Origin of the sequence: Kitasatospora sp. NPDC101447 (assembly GCF_044767225.1) — a bacterium.
Lineage (GTDB): Bacteria > Actinomycetota > Actinomycetes > Streptomycetales > Streptomycetaceae > Kitasatospora.
Window position 1 is genome coordinate 1 of the sequence record NZ_JBIWNL010000011.1, and the last position, 13,926, is coordinate 13,926.

Below are 13,926 nucleotides of genomic sequence, written 5' to 3' on the forward strand. Positions count from 1 at the left end.
CTGCCAAGGGCATGGCTGGTTGGCTACGTTCGGGAGGGATAACCGCTGAAAGCATCTAAGCGGGAAGCCTGCTTCGAGATGAGCACTCCCACCTCCTTGAGAGGGTAAGGCTCCCAGTAGACGACTGGGTTGATAGGCCGGATATGGAAGCCCTGTGAGGGGTGGAGTTGACCGGTACTAATAGGCCGAGGGCTTGTCCTCAGTTGCTCGCGTCCACTGTGTTGTTCTGAAACAACGACCCGCCCGAACTTGTTCGGGTGTGCGGTTGACAGTTTCATAGTGTTTCGGTGGTCATAGCGTGAGGGAAACGCCCGGTTACATTCCGAACCCGGAAGCTAAGCCTCACAGCGCCGATGGTACTGCAGGGGGGACCCTGTGGGAGAGTAGGACGCCGCCGAACAATCATTGCTGAAGAACCCCCATCCGGATTCCGGATGGGGGTTCTTCGCGTTTCCCGGGACTTTTTCCCGGCCGCAGGATCCGCCCCCCGGGGGGGGGCGGATCCGTGCGGGCTCAGTGCGGGTAGCGGTTGCGGATGGCCTCGGCGGCGTCGGTGCCAAGGACGCGGAGGGGGTGGTGAAGCCCACCGGCCGAGCGGTCGCTGTGCGGTGGCGGCCGAGTTCGTCCTTGAGCTTCTTGACCAGCAGCGGCGGGTAGAACGCGTTGTCCCACGTGTTCACATGGAGCCCGCCGACGAAGACGTCGACGCACAGCAGCCCAGGGTCCCGTTCGGGCGGGACGGGCTACTTCTCGGTGAACAGCAGGTCCTCGATGGGGCGGGTCATCCGCAGCGTGCCGCCGTTGGTGACCTCGACCACGTGCTGGAGGCCGACGGTGGGCGGCTTGGGCTGCTCGGGGAGGGTGAACTCGTCGGCGCCACCGGCCAGGAAGGCGGGCAGGCAGCCCAGTCCGGGGCCGAAGAGCCGGATGTAGTCGACGAGGCGGCGGAAGAGCTTCGGGAGCATCACGAGGTCCTCGGTGATCGATTCGAGGTTCTCGATCTTCGCGCCGCTGGTGGTCACGTCGTGCAGCCAGACGCTGTCGGGGGCCATGGCCGTGCGGGCCTGCCGGGCGGTGGCGGTGAGGTCGGCCCGCAGGAGGTCGGGCAGGCTCTGGTAGAAGGTGGGGTAGACCAGCCCGCGCGAGAGCAGGTGGTGGTTGACGGTGTCGTGCAGCATGTCGACGGTGACGTCCAGCCGGAAGCCGCTCCGCGCGGGCTTCGGCGGGTCCCCGACGCTCGGCGCGTCCCCGCGCCCGACGAGGGCCACGCAGCGGTGGAAGACGTCGGCGCCGCCGGTGAGGATGTAGCCCGGGACGGCGGCCGGCGTCGAGGCGGTCACCTTCTCCGTGTCGTCCTGCACGACGTCGGTGAAGCCCAGCCACTTCAGCAGTTCGTTGCGGGCGGCGTGTGCGCCGAGCCCGAGCGGCTGGTGCGCGAAGTCCGGCCCGACGCCCTTGTAGTGGGTCTCCAGGGCGTCGATCGCGTCCAGCCGGAGCGAGGCACCGCCGTGCTCGTCGCGGTCGACCCGGTTGCGGCCCGGGACGTCGAACCAGAAGCCCGGGTCCTGCGGCAGGAAGTGGACGGTGTCGCCGTCGGGTCGGTCGTGGAGGACCTGGTACGAGCCGGTGATGAGGACCATGGACATTGTCTGCCTCCCGGATCTGACCGGACGCGGCTCGGGCCGGACGCCACCGCCGTGGTACCGGGGCCGAAGCTCCGTCCGTATGCGAAGGGCTCTGGCCTGGCGGGCCCCGGGTGGCGAATCCGGCGGCAGTCGTCCGCATCGCCCTTTTCCTCCACCATGCGCCCGTCCGGCGGTGGTGTCACGCCGGAGGGAGGTGCTCACGCACCGTGAGGGGCGGGCGCCGGCCGCCGTGGATCGCCCGGTGCGCCGGTCGGTGCGACGCCCGGTGCGCCGGGGTGTGGGCGGGTCGGCATGACGGGTTTCGGACAAGGTGGCCGCCGGGGCGGGATTCCTGGAATCTCCACTGATCCCTCACTCCACCTCCCCCGTAGGGTGGCTCTCGTTCCGCCGCCGGGCACCGGGCGGGCGGAGCGCTTCCCGCACCCCGAACCGACAGGAGTGGTCACGAAGATGAATGTCCGTCAGCTGTGGAAGCGGGCGGCGGCAGCCGTCGCCGGCCGGGGGATCGGAGCCGCCGCGGCGGCGTTCGCCCTGGTCGCGGCCGTCGTCCTGGGCGGTACGGTCTCCGGCATGTCATCGGCGGAGGCGAAGGCCGCCTGGGGCAGCCCGGGCCGGTGGGCCTGCTCCGGGCAGCCCGTCGACGCGGGGAACGTCATCACGGACCACGACGGCGCGGGCTGCGGCGGCTTCGGCTCCTGGTACCAGCAGCCGGTGAAGGACGGCATCTGGACCTGCTCGGGCTCCCCGGTGGTCGCCGGCTACGTGATCACCGACCACACGACGTACGGGTGCCGCGGCATCGGCTCGTGGCGCCACAGCCTGGTGAAGGACGGCATATGGACGTGTTCCGGCTCGCCCGTCGTGCCCGGGTACGTCATCACCAATCACCTGCGGGCCGGCTGCGGCGGCATCGGCTCCTGGCAGCACGGCCTCCCGCATGACGGGATCTGGACCTGCTCGGGCTCCCCGGTGGTGGCGGGCTACGTGATCACCGGTCACATGCAGGCCGGCTGCGACGGCGCCGGCGCCTGGTACCACAACACCGCCCGCGTGGGCCTGTGGACCTGCCCGGGTTCGCCCATCCCGCCCGGCTTCCGCTCCACGACCTACTCGGCAGGTGGCTGCAACGGCCTCGGTGCCTGGGTGCTCGCGCGCGCCTGACGGGCCGCGGGGCCGGCGGACCGGCGGACCGGCGGGTCGGACGGGTTCGGACGGTCCGAGGGTCTGGCGGCCCCGCTGGCACGGCCTCCGTCCCCGCGTCCGGATCCGGGCGCGGGGACCTGTCGTCCGGCGGGCCGACCTGGCTGACGGGCCGTCAGCGCAGCTTGTCGTAGGACCAGTTCGGGTCGCGCCCGGTGAGGGCCAGCAGCCGGTCCTGGGCGTCGGCGGCCGGGGCGTCGGCTACCGGCGGGTCGAACAGGCCGGTGCCGGCCAGGTTGCGGTAGCCCTGGAACTCGGTGAGCGCGTACGCGGCGGCGCCCGGCGGCATCCGGCCGCTCTCGCCCAGGGCCCGGGCCAGGTCCCAGCTGTGCACGACGGTCTCGGCGGTCAGCTCGCGGGCGTACCCGCCGGCGTCGCGCACCCCGTACGACAGGTGGACCAGCAGGTCCGGCGCGCCCGGCTGGTGCAGCGCGCGCACCGCGGTGTCGGCGGCCATCGTCCACACCCCGACGGGGTTGCGGCCCAGCACGTCGCCTTCGAACCGGCGGCCGATCGCCTCCGGGGTGTAGCCTGCCACCGCCTGGCAGACCCAGAGGTGCTGCGCGGCAAGGTGGTTCACGAGTGTGTGGACGTCCCAGCCCCGACACGGGGTGGATGCCGTCCAGCCGTCTTCCGGAACGGCCCGCACGAGGCGGGTCACCTCCGCCACGGCAGCGACGTAGTGTTCACGGACCTCGACGTGGAAACCGGGAGGATGCGGACATTCCATCGGAGGGCCTCCCTCCTGTCCTGCTAACTCTCAGTAAACCGCCACCGGGAGTGACTTGCCAGGTTTACGGGGGGCCGACCGCCGTGGGTGCTCGCCCGGTGGCTCCCCGTCAGCGGCCGCCGAGCTCCTCCAGCACGGCCCGGGCCGCGTTGTGGCCCGGGATCCCGCTGACCCCGCCACCGCGCACGGCCCCCGCGCCGCACAGCAGGACGTTCGGGCGGTCCGTCGCCACGCCCCAGCGGGCCGCGGCACCGCTCGCCGCAGCGCGGGCGCGGTCCTCGTACCGGCCCCCTTCCCCGCCCTCGTCCTCGCCCCCGTCCCGGCCCGGGAAGGACGCCTTGCGGCCCGGGACGTACACCTCCCGGAACGGGAAGGACAGGTCGCGGTGGAAGATGTGGCCGCCCGGCAGGCCGATCTCCCGCTCCAGCTCCGGCGGCGTCCGGGCCTCGACGCAGGGGCGGCCGTCGGCGTCGGTGGCCAGGCAGTCGGCGATCGGCTCGGCCAGTACCGCGTCCAGCTGTGCCAGGCTCGCGGCCAGCGCCCGGTCCTTGGCCGCCGGATCGCCGAACAGGCGGGCGGGCATGTGCAGGCCGAAGAGGGTCAGCGTCTGCAGCCCCTGCCGGACGGCCTCCGGGCCGAGGATCGACGGATCGGTGAGGGTGTGGCAGTAGATCTCGGACGGCGGCGCCGAGGGCATCCGGCCGGCCCGTGCCTCGGTGTACGCGGTCGCCAACTGCCGGTAGCCCTCGGCGATGTGGAAGGTCCCCGCGAAGGCCTCGCGCGGGTCGGCGGCGGTGTCCCGCAGGCGCGGCAGTCGGCGCAGCACCATGTTGACCTTCAGCTGGGCGCCCTCGGGTGCGGGCCCCGGTTCGTCGCCCAGCAGCCGGGCCAGGACCGCGGGCGCGGCGTTCACCAGCACCCGGCGTGCCGCCACCGTCCCCTCGGCGTCCCGGCCCGGGGCCCGGTAGGACACCTCGGCGTCGCCACGGCCGTCGCCGTCACGGTCGGCCGCGACGCCGGTGACCTCGTGCCCGGTCCGGATCTCGGCCCCGGCCGCCAGCGCCGCCTCGGCGAGTGCGCCCGTCACCGCGCCCATCCCGCCCACCGGCACGTCCCAGTCGCCCGTGCCGTTGCCGATCACGTGGTACAGGAAGCAGCGGTTCTGCCGGAGCGACGGGTCGTGGGCGTGGGTGAAGGTACCGATCAGCGCGTCCGTCAGGACCACCCCGCGCACCAGGTCGTCCGCGAAGCTCCGCTCGACCGCCACACCCAGCGGCTCCTCGAACAGCGACCGCCAGGCGTCCTCGTCCGCGACCCGCCGGCGCAGCTCCGCGCGGGAGGGCAGCGGTTCGGTCAGCGTCGGGAACACCCGCTCGGCGACCCGCCCGGTCATCCCGTAGAAGCGCTGCCAGGCCTGCCACTCCCGGTCGCCGCCGGTCAGCGCCCGGAACGACTCCCGGGTCCGGCCGGGATCGCCCGCGTCCACCAGCAGGCCGGTCGGCTTGCCGTCCCGCTCGACGGGCGTGTACGAGGCGATCCGGCGCCGCCGCAGCTCCAGCCGCAGCCCGAGGTCCCGCACGATCTTCCCCGGCAGCAGGCTCACCAGGTACGAGTAGCGCGACAGCCGCGCGTCCACCCCGGGGAACGCCCGCGCGGACACCGCCGCCCCGCCCACCCGGTCCAGCCGCTCCAGCACCAGCACCCGCTGCCCGGCCCGTGCCAGGTACGCCGCGGCCACCAGCCCGTTGTGCCCGCCGCCGACGATCACGACGTCGTACCGCGAGGACGCGTTCGTGTTCATCCGGCCACGCTACGCCACATCGCGGACGCGCGGAACAGCCGTGCACGGCCCGGCCGGGCCCCTCGCCGGCCAGGCGTCCGCCCTGGTGCGTGGAAGCCACCCGCCCGTGCTCGCCGACCGGGGGCTCTCCAAAGGCCGTCCGCTCGCTCGCCACCCACCATGCCGTCCCCCCCGGACCGATCTCACCACCAGTGCCGCCCCTCGACCCGGCTGCGATCACCGCCGACCGGATCGCAGCCGGGTCGAGGACGACGGAAGGACGCTGCCGCCGAAGGCACCGGAAGCGGCCTGCCCGGGATCCGACACCGGGTCGCCGCGTTTCGACGGCCATCGACCTGTCCGGCACGACCGGGGACCCGGCCGTATCGGAGGTGGACATCCCGTTCGGATCCTGATCGGCGACGACAACGCCCTGACCGCCGGCGCATCCTCCGAACCGGAGCGGGACGGCCACCGGGTCGGCCCGGGCGCCCTCGTGCAAGTCCCGTTCGATCCACCGCCGTTCGGGATGGCGGCGTTCCGCCGGCGAGGCATGAGGCGCCACCACGCAGGCGCCGTCCGCGACCGGTCACGGGGAGGGCCGTCGCCGAACCGGCGCGCGCACCGTGGTGATGGACGCGGCGGCCGGTCTGCCTGAAGGTCTTTTCCCCGGGTGGCCGACGACCCCACAATGGGGCGGGCGGCGCATGAGGGTGGGGGAACCGGGTGGAGTGGCTGCTGGGGATCGGCGGAGCGCTGTTGCTCGGCGTGCTGACCAATCTGGTGTACGACTTCGCCAAGTACGGCGGCTCGCGCATCGGTTCGCGCCTGCCGGCGCCGCGGGTCCGGCGGATGAGCCTGTCGGAGGCGGCGCGGGCGCACGACGTCCGGGCGGACGGGCTGGCGTCCCTGATCACCTGGTCGGCGTCCCGGCCGCTCACTCCCGGTACCTTGGTGACCTCGTACGACGGGCGGGTGGTGCGCCCGCACCGGCTGGACGCGGTCGGGTGGGCCGACGAGGTGGAGCGCCAGCGCGCCGCCGGGGCGGCGGGCCGCACGGCGTACGTCTCGCGGCTGACGGTCGATCACGGTGAGCACAGCGCGGCACGGGTGTGCGAGGTGAGCATCGCCGAGAGCGACTACGCGGAGTGCATGGCCACCACCCGACTGGGCCGGGAGGATCCGGAGGCGGGACGGCTGTTGCGCGAGGCGCTGGACGAGGGGCTGACGAGCTTCGTGGCGACCGCGCCGCCGACGATGATGAGCGCCTGCGTCGCGGTGCGGGACCGTGCGGGCCGACTGTTGCTGCTCCGTCGCTCGCTGGCGGTCCGGACCTTCCCGGCGCAGTGGACGGTCGGGATCAACGAGACCATGAAGTACCGGGACGAGCCGGGGGCCGCCGAGGACTTCTACGCGCTGGTCCACCGGGCGCTGGAGGAGGAGTTGGGGTTGCTGCCGGCGGACGTCGGGCCGACGGTGATCACCTGGCTGGGCTGGAGCGAGCCGGCTTCCTGCTACGCGCTGGTCGCCACCGTCCGGGCCCGGCTGGACGCCGCCGAGATCGACCGCCGCCGCGAGGCCTGCCACAGCACCTTCGAACACGACATGGCGGTCTGGGTGCCGTTCAACCGCCGCTCGGTGTCCCAGCTGGTCGAGGGCGGCGTCTGCCCGGACGGCTCGCAGCGCTGGTCGTACCTGGCGCCACTGGTGGCGTGGGAGGCGTGGCGGGCGGCGCAGCAGGAGCGCGCGTAGGGCGGAGGCATGAGGGCGTCTCATGGGGCCCGGCCCATGGACTTCCGGGCTTCCTCCTCTCACCATGAGCTTGCTTCATGGGAGGGCGGGCATGAGCGGACCTCATGGGGCAGTCACATGATCGGAGCTCATGGGCGTCGGCTCATGAGAGTTGCTCATGGCCCATGCCATGAGAGTTGCTCATGGCCCCAGGTCATGAGGGTTCCGCATGGTGCAGGTGTGCATGAGCGCACCTCATGCACGCCCCCCATCAACGGATCTCATGGGCGCACCCCATGAGCGCACCTCATGCGCGCAGCTCACGAGTGTGGCTCGGCGCTCACCCGGCGGTGGGTTGCCAGTCCGCCGGCCCGCTCGCGGGGAGGTGGGCGGGCAGGCCCGGTGTCCAGCGTTTGGTGCCGTCGGGCAGGACGGCGAGCGCCTCGATGCCGGGTCGGCGGGCGGCCCAGGCGAGGGCGCGGTCGGGGCCCATGGCGAAGGCGGCGGTGGCCCAGGCGTCGGTGCGGGCGATGCCGGTGCCGGGGGAGCCGACCAGGGTGAGGGAGGCGAGGCCGGTGGCCGGGCGGCCGGTGTGCGGGTCGAGGACGTGCGCGCCGCGCTCGGCGGTGCCGGAGGTGGCCACGGCGAGGTCGCGGCCGGCCAGCACGGCGGCGAGCAGGCCCGGTTGCCGGGGGTCGGCGATGCCGATCCGCCACGGCCCGCCGCCGGTCTGCACGTCCCCGCCGCCGCTGACGCAGTACTGCCGGGCGCCGGAGGAGCGCAGCAGCGCGGCCGCCTCCTCGATCGCCCACCCCTTGACCCAGCCGCTGGGGTCGAGCCGTCCGTCGGGCCGTTCGCTGAACCAGCCGTCGGTCTGCGCGGCGGTCTCGCGGCAGGCGGCCAGGACGGTGGGGACGTCCGGATCGCAGTCGGCCAGGGCCAGTTCGCCCCGGCCGAGGCGGCTGATGTCGCTGTCCGGCCGGTAGGTGGAGAACACCGCGTCGATCCGGTGCAGCCGTTCGGTGATCCGTTCCAGTACGGCGGCCGTCCTCGGGCCCGGGTCGCGGACGGTGATCGAGAAGACGGTGCCCATCACGGGCTCGGCGTGGCGGAGCACGGTGTCTCAGCCCTTCGCCCGGTCGAGCGCGCTCTGCAGCGAGCGGATGTAGCCGTCGCTGGTGTAGGTCGCGCCGCTGACGACGTCGATCCGGGCGCTCTGCGCGGAGATCGCCTCCTGGTTGAGTACGGGCAGGGCAGAGGTGTTGATCTCGCGGTCGCGCCGCTCGGCGGTGGGGTACTTGACCACGTCGACGGCGGTGATCCGGCTGCCGTTGAGGGTGACCTGGACCTGCACCGGGCCGTAGCGGGTGTTGACGGTGTCGCCGCTGACCTTCCGGGTGGTGCCGGCGGGAGCGGACGTGGCTGCGGAGGCCGACGGCGCGGGCGCGTTCGACGGCTCCGACACGTCGGAGCCGGTGGCGGTGTCCGACCCCGAGCCGATCACCGGGGCCGGCCCGGCCGCCTCGTGCGGTTTGAGGGAGAGCAGCAGCACCACCCCGGCGGCGGTGGCGGCGCTGGTGACGACGGCTCGGCGCATGGAATCGACGCTCCTCGGGGGTCGGGAAGGCCCGGCAGGACCGGACCGGGCTCGGTGGTGTGGTGGTGGCAGGAGGCTGCAGGAGGCGGCCGGGCTCAGAGCGAGAAGCTCTCGTGGTGGATGTGTCGCGGTCGGACCCCCGCCGCCCGCAGCGCGCGGACGGCCTCCGCGGTCAGGGCTTCCGGGCCGCACAGGTAGACGTCGTGCCCGGCGAGGTCCGGGACGAGCCGGGCGAGCGCGGTGCCGAGGTCGCCGACCTGGTCCCGGGAGCCGAGCAGCTCGTGCACGGTCGCGCCGCGCCGCCGGGCGACGTCGGCGAGCTCCGTGCGGAACAGCACGTCCTCCGGCCGCCGGGCCCGCTGGACCAGCGTCAGCTCGCCCGGCAGCGTCTCGAACAGGGCGCGCAGCGGGGTGATCCCGACGCCCGCCCCGAGCAGCAGCACCCGGCGCCGGCGCAGCCGCCGCCCGGTGAACGCGCCGTACGGGCCTTCGGCGCGCACCTTGGTGCCCGGGCGCAGGTCGGCGACCGCGGCGCTGTGCCCGCCGAGGTCCTTGACTGTGAAGCGCAGGAACCGCGGGTGCGGCGGCGCGGAGAGCGAGTACGGGTTGGCGGCCCAGCGCAGGCCGGGCGCCTGGAACTGGAGGCGGAAGAACTGGCCCGCCTCGGCACCGAGTTCGTCCAGTCGCTGCCCGGTCAGGAACAGCGACACCACGCCGGGGCCCTCCGGCCGTACCTCCGCGACCCGCAGCCCGTGCCGCCGGTCGAGCAGCCACGGCCGGGCCAGCCGGTACCAGCCGAGCAACGCCGCCGTGCCGAAGTAGAGCGCGTACCAGGCGGCCCGGCCGGGGCCGCCGCCCAGGTCGGCGCCGGTGGCCAGCTGGTGGGAGAAGGTGAGTGCGACCGCCAGGTACGTCGCCAGGTGCAGGTAGTACCAGGCCTCGTACGACAGGCGGCGGCGCGCGGCCCGGGCGGAGACCGCACCGGTGCCGAGCAGCGCCAGCGTGCCCAGGGTCGCCTTGATCATCTCGGGGTAGTGGAGGACGACCTCCACGCCCTCGCCGATCAGGCCGCGCCCGTCGGTCAGCGCGTAGCCCCAGACGACGGTGAGCACGTGCACCGAGACGGCGGCGACCAGCCAGCGCCCGCCGAAGGCGTGCCAGCGCGCCAGCCGGTCCGCGCCGACCCCGCGCTCCAGCGGCGGCAGCCGCGCAATCAGCAGGAGCAGCACCGGCGCGGCGTACCCCGCGAGCAGTCCGGTGATCCGCCCGGCGCCGGTCAGCCAGCCCGCCGCGCCGACGACCGCCGGGGTGCTCACCCACCACAGCGCCAGCACGCCGAGGGCGCCGACCGAGATCAGGCCGAGCGCGGGGGCCGGTTCCAGCGCGAACGGCGGGTGCGGCGCGGCCCGGTGCCCCCGGCCGGCGGGCGCCGGTCGCGGCCCGCGCCGGGGGTCGGGCCGCGACTCCGGTGCGGCGGCAGTGGTCATCGGGAACCTCCTCAGCGCCCGGCGGCGAGTGCCGCCGAGGCCGACCACGATGGCACCGCAAGCTCTGAGCCGCCTCTGAACCGGACCGCCTCCCACGCCCCCGCGCAGCGGCATTCGACCAGGTCAGGGCGGGTGTGCTGGTCCACGAACGGCTCTCCGGTGTCTCAGGGCTTTCTCATCGCGGCGGTGCAGAATGAACGCCGCCCAGCACGAGTCCGAGGGAGCAGCATGGACGACACCGCCGACCGTCCGGAGTGGCGCGTCCTGGTCGTCGACGACGAGCCGGACCTGGTCGAGGTGGTCTGCGGCGCCGTCCGCTACGAGGGCTGGCAGGCGCGCGGCGCGACCACCGGACTGGCCGCCGTCGAGGCCGCCGCGGCCTGGCGCCCGCACGCCGTGGTGCTCGACGTGATGCTGCCCGACCTCGACGGCCTGGAAGTGCTGCGGCGCGTCCACGCCGAGCAGCCCGAGGTGCGGGTGCTCTTCCTCACCGCCCGGGACGCCGTCGAGGAGCGGATCGCCGGCATCGCGGCGGGCGGCGACGACTACGTGACCAAGCCGTTCAGCCTGGCCGAGGTGGTCGTCCGGCTGCGCGGGCTGCTGCGCCGGGCCGCCCCGCCCGCCGCGTCGCACCGGCCGCCCGCGCACGCGCTGGTGCTCGGCGACCTCGTCCTGGACGACCGGGCCCGCGAGGTGACCCGCGGCGGCGAGACCGTCGAACTCAGCCCGACCGAGTACGCGCTGCTCGCCCACCTGATGCGCCACCCCCGCCAGGTGCTCAGCAAGGCCCAGATCCTGGACGCGGTCTGGTCGTACGACTTCGGCGGGCAGGCGCACATCGTCGAGCTGTACATCAGCTACCTGCGGAAGAAGGTGGATGCGGGCCGGAGTCCGATGATCCACACGGTGCGGGGCGCGGGGTACCTGATCAAGGCCGCGACATGAGCCCGCGCCGTCCGACCCGCCTGCTCCGCATGACCCGCCCGACCGCCCCGACCGCCCCGGCCGGCCCGCGCGGCAGCCGGCTCCGGCCCGTCCCCCGGACCCTGCGCGCCCGCCTGATCGCCGGCCTGCTGGTGCTGCTCGTCGTCACCTGCGCCGCCGTGGGCTTCGCCACCACCGCCGCGCTGCGCCACTTCCTGGTCGACCGCCTCGACCAGCAGCTCGCCGAGGCCGGCGGCCGCTACGCCGCGAGCCTGGAGCACACCGGGCAGGGCGGCGGCCCCGACACTCGGGCGCAGACCCCGGGCACCCTCGGCGTACGGCTGCTCGGCGGGCGGGTCACCGCGGCGGGCGTGGTCGACGGTGATGCCGACGACACGGACGGCCCCGACGACGAGGACGACCGGATCAGCTTCACCCCCGCCCAGCAGCGGGCGCTCGCCGCCCTGCCGGTCGGCGGCCCGGCCCGCACCCTCGACCTCGGCGAGGCCCAGGGCCACTACCGGGTCCGCGCGGTCGCCGGGCGGGACGGCGACGTGCTGGTCAGCGGCCTGCCGCTGCGTCCGGCCGAGGAGACCGTCCGGCGGCTGGAGGGCCTGGAACTGACGGTCTTCGCGATCGCCGTCGCGGCCGCCGGTACGGCCGGGGCGCTCTGGGTCGGCTGGTCGCTGCGCCCGCTGCGGCGGGTGGTGGGCATGGCCGAGCGGGTCAGCGCGATGCCGCTCGCCAGCGGCGAGGTCCTGCTGGCCGAACGCGTGCCGGACGACGACCCGCGCACCGAGGTCGGCCGGGTCGGCGCGGCGCTCAACCGGATGCTCGGCCACGTCGGCGACGCCCTGGCCCGCCGCCACGCCGTGGAGGAACGGCTGCGGGGCTTCGCCGCGGACGCCAGCCACGAGCTGCGCACCCCGGTCGCGACCGTGCGCGGCCACGCCGAACTGGCGCTTCGCCACCCCGGGGAGGTGCCGGCGCCGGTCCGGCACTCGCTGGAGCGGATCGACGCCGAGGCGGTGCGGATGGGGGCGATCGTCGAGGACCTGCTGCTGCTCGCCCGCCTGGACGCCGGCCGTCCACTGGCCGAGGAGGACGTGGATCTGACCCGGATCGCCCTCAACGCCGTGGCCGACGCCCGCGCCGCCGGACCGGACCACCGCTGGCGACTCGCCCTCCCGGAGGATCCGGTCGTGGTCCGCGGCGACGAGCACCGGCTGAGCCAGGCTGCGGCCAACCTGCTGGCCAATGCCCGGACCCACACCCCGCCCGGCACCGGGATCGAGCTGCGGCTGGAACGCGAACGAGTCGGCGATCAGGTCGAGTTGAGCGTGACGGACGACGGCCCGGGCATCGCACCGGAGCTGCTGGAGCGGGTCTTCGAACGCTTCGTCCGGGGCGACCGCGCCCGCTCGCGGGCCACCGGCTCGACCGGGCTCGGGCTGGCGATCGTCCGGGCCGTGGTCCGGGCGCACGGCGGCACGGTCGACGCGGCCAGCCGGCCGGGCCGTACGGTGTTCACCGTCCGGTTGCCGCAGGGCTCGCCGGAGCGGGAACCGTGACGGCCGTCGTCGCGTACGTCGTCGCGGCCGTCGTCGGGGCAGTCGTCGCGTCCGTCGTTGCAACGGTCGTCACAGCAGCCGTCGCGTCCGTCGTCGCGTCCGCTGCGGCGGCCGTGCCGGTGTCCCTGCCGGCGGTGCCGGTGCCGGTGCGAAAGCGCAGGCGGTAGTCGGTCGGCGTGGTGCCGAGGCGGCGGCGGAAGGCGCGCACCAGGGTGTCGGTGGTGCCGAACCCGCAGGCGGTGGCGATGCGTTCCAGCGTGGCGTCGCCCGACTCCAGCTGGTGGCGGGCGAGTTCGACCCGGGCCGACTCGACGTACGCGCTCGGCGTGGTGCCCAGCTCCGTCTTGAAGATCCGGGTCAACTGCCGTTCGCTGACGTGGGCGTGGGCGGCGAGGTCCGGGACGGTGAGCCGCCCGGACAGGTTGCGCAGGATGTGGTGGCGCAGCTCCTCGATCCTGCGGGTGGTCGAGACCGGCTCCAGCGGGACGCTGAACTGGCTCTGGCCGCTCGGACGCTTGAGGTACATCACCAGCTGGCGGGCGACCCGCAGCGCCAACTCCTCGCCGAAGTCCTCGGCGACCAGGGCGAGCGAGAGGTCCAGGCAGGCACTGATGCCGGCGCCGGTCCAGACCTCGCCCTCGCGGATGAAGATCGGGTCGGCGTCCACCTCGATCTCCGGGTACTCGTCGGCGAGTTGGTCGGCCGTGGACCAGTGCGTGGTGGCCCGCCGGCCGTTCAGCAGCCCGGCGGCGGCGAGCAGGTGCGCGCCGACGCAGACGCTCGCCACCCGGCGCGAGCGGGCGGCCAGCACCCGGACCCGCTCGACCACCGCCGGGTCGGTGACGGCGCGGACCCGGCTCCGCTCGTCCACCTCGACCGATCCGGGCACCAGCAGGGTGTCGATCCCGCCCTCGGCGGCCCGGTCGAAGGTGAGGTCGGGCAGGATCCGCACGCCCGCGGCGGTGGTGACCGGCGCCATGGTCTCGGCGGCGAGGACGACCCGGTAGCCGGCCGCGTCGCCGGTCTCCCGCCGGAGCAGCGCGAACACCTCCGGCGGGCCGGTCACGTCGAGCAGGTCGACGCCCTCGAACAGGACGATGACGATCAGCCGCCGGACGGCTCCGGGGTCGGCCCCGACCGGAGCGGCTGCCGCGGTGTCGTTCCCGTCACGGGTCTCGGTCTCGGTGTGCACGGCTGTTCTCCTCGATGTCGGAATCTGCATGTTAGATGGCATTGCCGCCATGCGAGGGCCGCCCGTAG

General features: G+C 74.3%; 10 protein-coding genes, 2 rRNA genes and 1 pseudogene. 6 read left to right on the forward strand and 7 right to left on the reverse strand.

From position 1 onward, the window contains the following. Both ACIRST_RS17510 and rrf read left to right on the forward strand, forming a co-directional pair. Window positions 1-201: ribosomal RNA gene (locus ACIRST_RS17510) — 23S ribosomal RNA — on the forward strand; the annotation flags it as partial. Window positions 202-283: 82 nt separating this feature from the next. After that, window positions 284-400, forward strand: a 5S ribosomal RNA gene (gene rrf, locus ACIRST_RS17515). Between the two features lie 343 nt (window positions 401-743). Here rrf and ACIRST_RS17520 read toward each other — a convergent pair. Further along, on the reverse strand, window positions 744-1,646 hold the full coding sequence (locus ACIRST_RS17520) for a nuclease (protein WP_396552001.1): 903 nt from the start codon (window positions 1,644-1,646) through the stop codon (window positions 744-746). A 450-nt stretch (window positions 1,647-2,096) separates the two neighbouring features. Between ACIRST_RS17520 and ACIRST_RS17525 the strand changes: the two genes are divergently transcribed. After that, window positions 2,097-2,807: a hypothetical protein gene (locus ACIRST_RS17525; protein WP_402803027.1), complete on the forward strand. Its 711-nt coding sequence runs from the start codon at window positions 2,097-2,099 to the stop codon at window positions 2,805-2,807. 154 nt (window positions 2,808-2,961) lie between these two features. On the opposite strand, the gene ACIRST_RS17530 is transcribed toward ACIRST_RS17525, so the two are convergent. Both ACIRST_RS17530 and ACIRST_RS17535 read right to left on the reverse strand, forming a co-directional pair. Further along, the gene (locus ACIRST_RS17530; RefSeq protein WP_402803028.1) at window positions 2,962-3,576 is read right to left on the reverse strand and encodes a TIGR03086 family metal-binding protein; all 615 of its coding nucleotides are present in this window, start codon (window positions 3,574-3,576) and stop codon (window positions 2,962-2,964) included. Between the two features lie 109 nt (window positions 3,577-3,685). Beyond that, window positions 3,686-5,377 carry a phytoene desaturase family protein gene (locus ACIRST_RS17535; protein ID WP_402803029.1) on the reverse strand — a complete coding sequence of 564 codons (1,692 nt, stop codon included), beginning with the start codon at window positions 5,375-5,377 and terminating at the stop codon, window positions 3,686-3,688. Between the two features lie 705 nt (window positions 5,378-6,082). On the opposite strand from ACIRST_RS17535, the gene ACIRST_RS17540 reads away from it, so the two are divergent. Then, a complete protein-coding gene (locus ACIRST_RS17540; RefSeq protein ID WP_402803030.1) occupies window positions 6,083-7,108 on the forward strand; it encodes a hypothetical protein in 1,026 nt (341 codons plus the stop codon). Window positions 7,109-7,427: 319 nt separating this feature from the next. Here ACIRST_RS17540 and ACIRST_RS17545 read toward each other — a convergent pair whose 3' ends face one another. From ACIRST_RS17545 to ACIRST_RS17555, 3 genes are all read right to left on the reverse strand, one after another. Further along, window positions 7,428-8,180: an FAD:protein FMN transferase gene (locus tag ACIRST_RS17545; RefSeq protein ID WP_402803158.1), complete on the reverse strand. Its 753-nt coding sequence runs from the start codon at window positions 8,178-8,180 to the stop codon at window positions 7,428-7,430. Between the two features lie 30 nt (window positions 8,181-8,210). Further along, window positions 8,211-8,684 (reverse strand): FMN-binding protein, encoded by a 474-nt coding sequence (locus ACIRST_RS17550; protein ID WP_350521069.1) that lies wholly within the window; start codon window positions 8,682-8,684, stop codon window positions 8,211-8,213. A 95-nt stretch (window positions 8,685-8,779) separates the two neighbouring features. Further along, window positions 8,780-10,171, reverse strand: coding sequence for a ferric reductase-like transmembrane domain-containing protein (locus ACIRST_RS17555; RefSeq protein ID WP_402803031.1), 1,392 nt, complete (start codon window positions 10,169-10,171; stop codon window positions 8,780-8,782). A 228-nt stretch (window positions 10,172-10,399) separates the two neighbouring features. Here ACIRST_RS17555 and ACIRST_RS17560 point away from each other — a divergent pair, with 228 nt between their 5' ends. Together ACIRST_RS17560 and ACIRST_RS17565 are read left to right on the forward strand one after the other, a co-directional pair. Next, entirely contained in the window at window positions 10,400-11,116 is a 717-nt protein-coding gene (locus ACIRST_RS17560; RefSeq protein WP_402803032.1) for a response regulator transcription factor, read from the forward strand. A gap of 29 nt (window positions 11,117-11,145) precedes the next feature. Beyond that, window positions 11,146-12,666, forward strand: a complete 1,521-nt coding sequence (locus ACIRST_RS17565) for a sensor histidine kinase (protein ID WP_402803033.1) — start codon at window positions 11,146-11,148, stop codon at window positions 12,664-12,666. 142 nt (window positions 12,667-12,808) lie between these two features. Here the strand turns inward: ACIRST_RS17565 and ACIRST_RS17570 are convergent. Beyond that, window positions 12,809-13,774 (reverse strand): annotated as a pseudogene (locus ACIRST_RS17570) (GlxA family transcriptional regulator); the annotation flags it as partial. Between the last annotated feature and the right edge of the window lie 152 nt (window positions 13,775-13,926).

What these genes read in the sequence shown, in the direction of transcription:
- ACIRST_RS17520 (WP_396552001.1), bottom strand. Translation starts at nt 1,646, where the DNA reads ATGTCCATGGTCCTCATCACCGGCTCGTACCAGGTCCTCCACGACCGA.
- ACIRST_RS17525 (WP_402803027.1), top strand. Translation starts at nt 2,097, where the DNA reads ATGAATGTCCGTCAGCTGTGGAAGCGGGCGGCGGCAGCCGTCGCCGGC.
- ACIRST_RS17530 (WP_402803028.1), bottom strand. Translation starts at nt 3,576, where the DNA reads ATGGAATGTCCGCATCCTCCCGGTTTCCACGTCGAGGTCCGTGAACAC.
- ACIRST_RS17535 (WP_402803029.1), bottom strand. Translation starts at nt 5,377, where the DNA reads ATGAACACGAACGCGTCCTCGCGGTACGACGTCGTGATCGTCGGCGGC.
- ACIRST_RS17545 (WP_402803158.1), bottom strand. Translation starts at nt 8,180, where the DNA reads ATGGGCACCGTCTTCTCGATCACCGTCCGCGACCCGGGCCCGAGGACG.
- ACIRST_RS17550 (WP_350521069.1), bottom strand. Translation starts at nt 8,684, where the DNA reads ATGCGCCGAGCCGTCGTCACCAGCGCCGCCACCGCCGCCGGGGTGGTG.
- ACIRST_RS17555 (WP_402803031.1), bottom strand. Translation starts at nt 10,171, where the DNA reads ATGACCACTGCCGCCGCACCGGAGTCGCGGCCCGACCCCCGGCGCGGG.
- ACIRST_RS17560 (WP_402803032.1), top strand. Translation starts at nt 10,400, where the DNA reads ATGGACGACACCGCCGACCGTCCGGAGTGGCGCGTCCTGGTCGTCGAC.
- ACIRST_RS17565 (WP_402803033.1), top strand. Translation starts at nt 11,146, where the DNA reads ATGACCCGCCCGACCGCCCCGACCGCCCCGGCCGGCCCGCGCGGCAGC.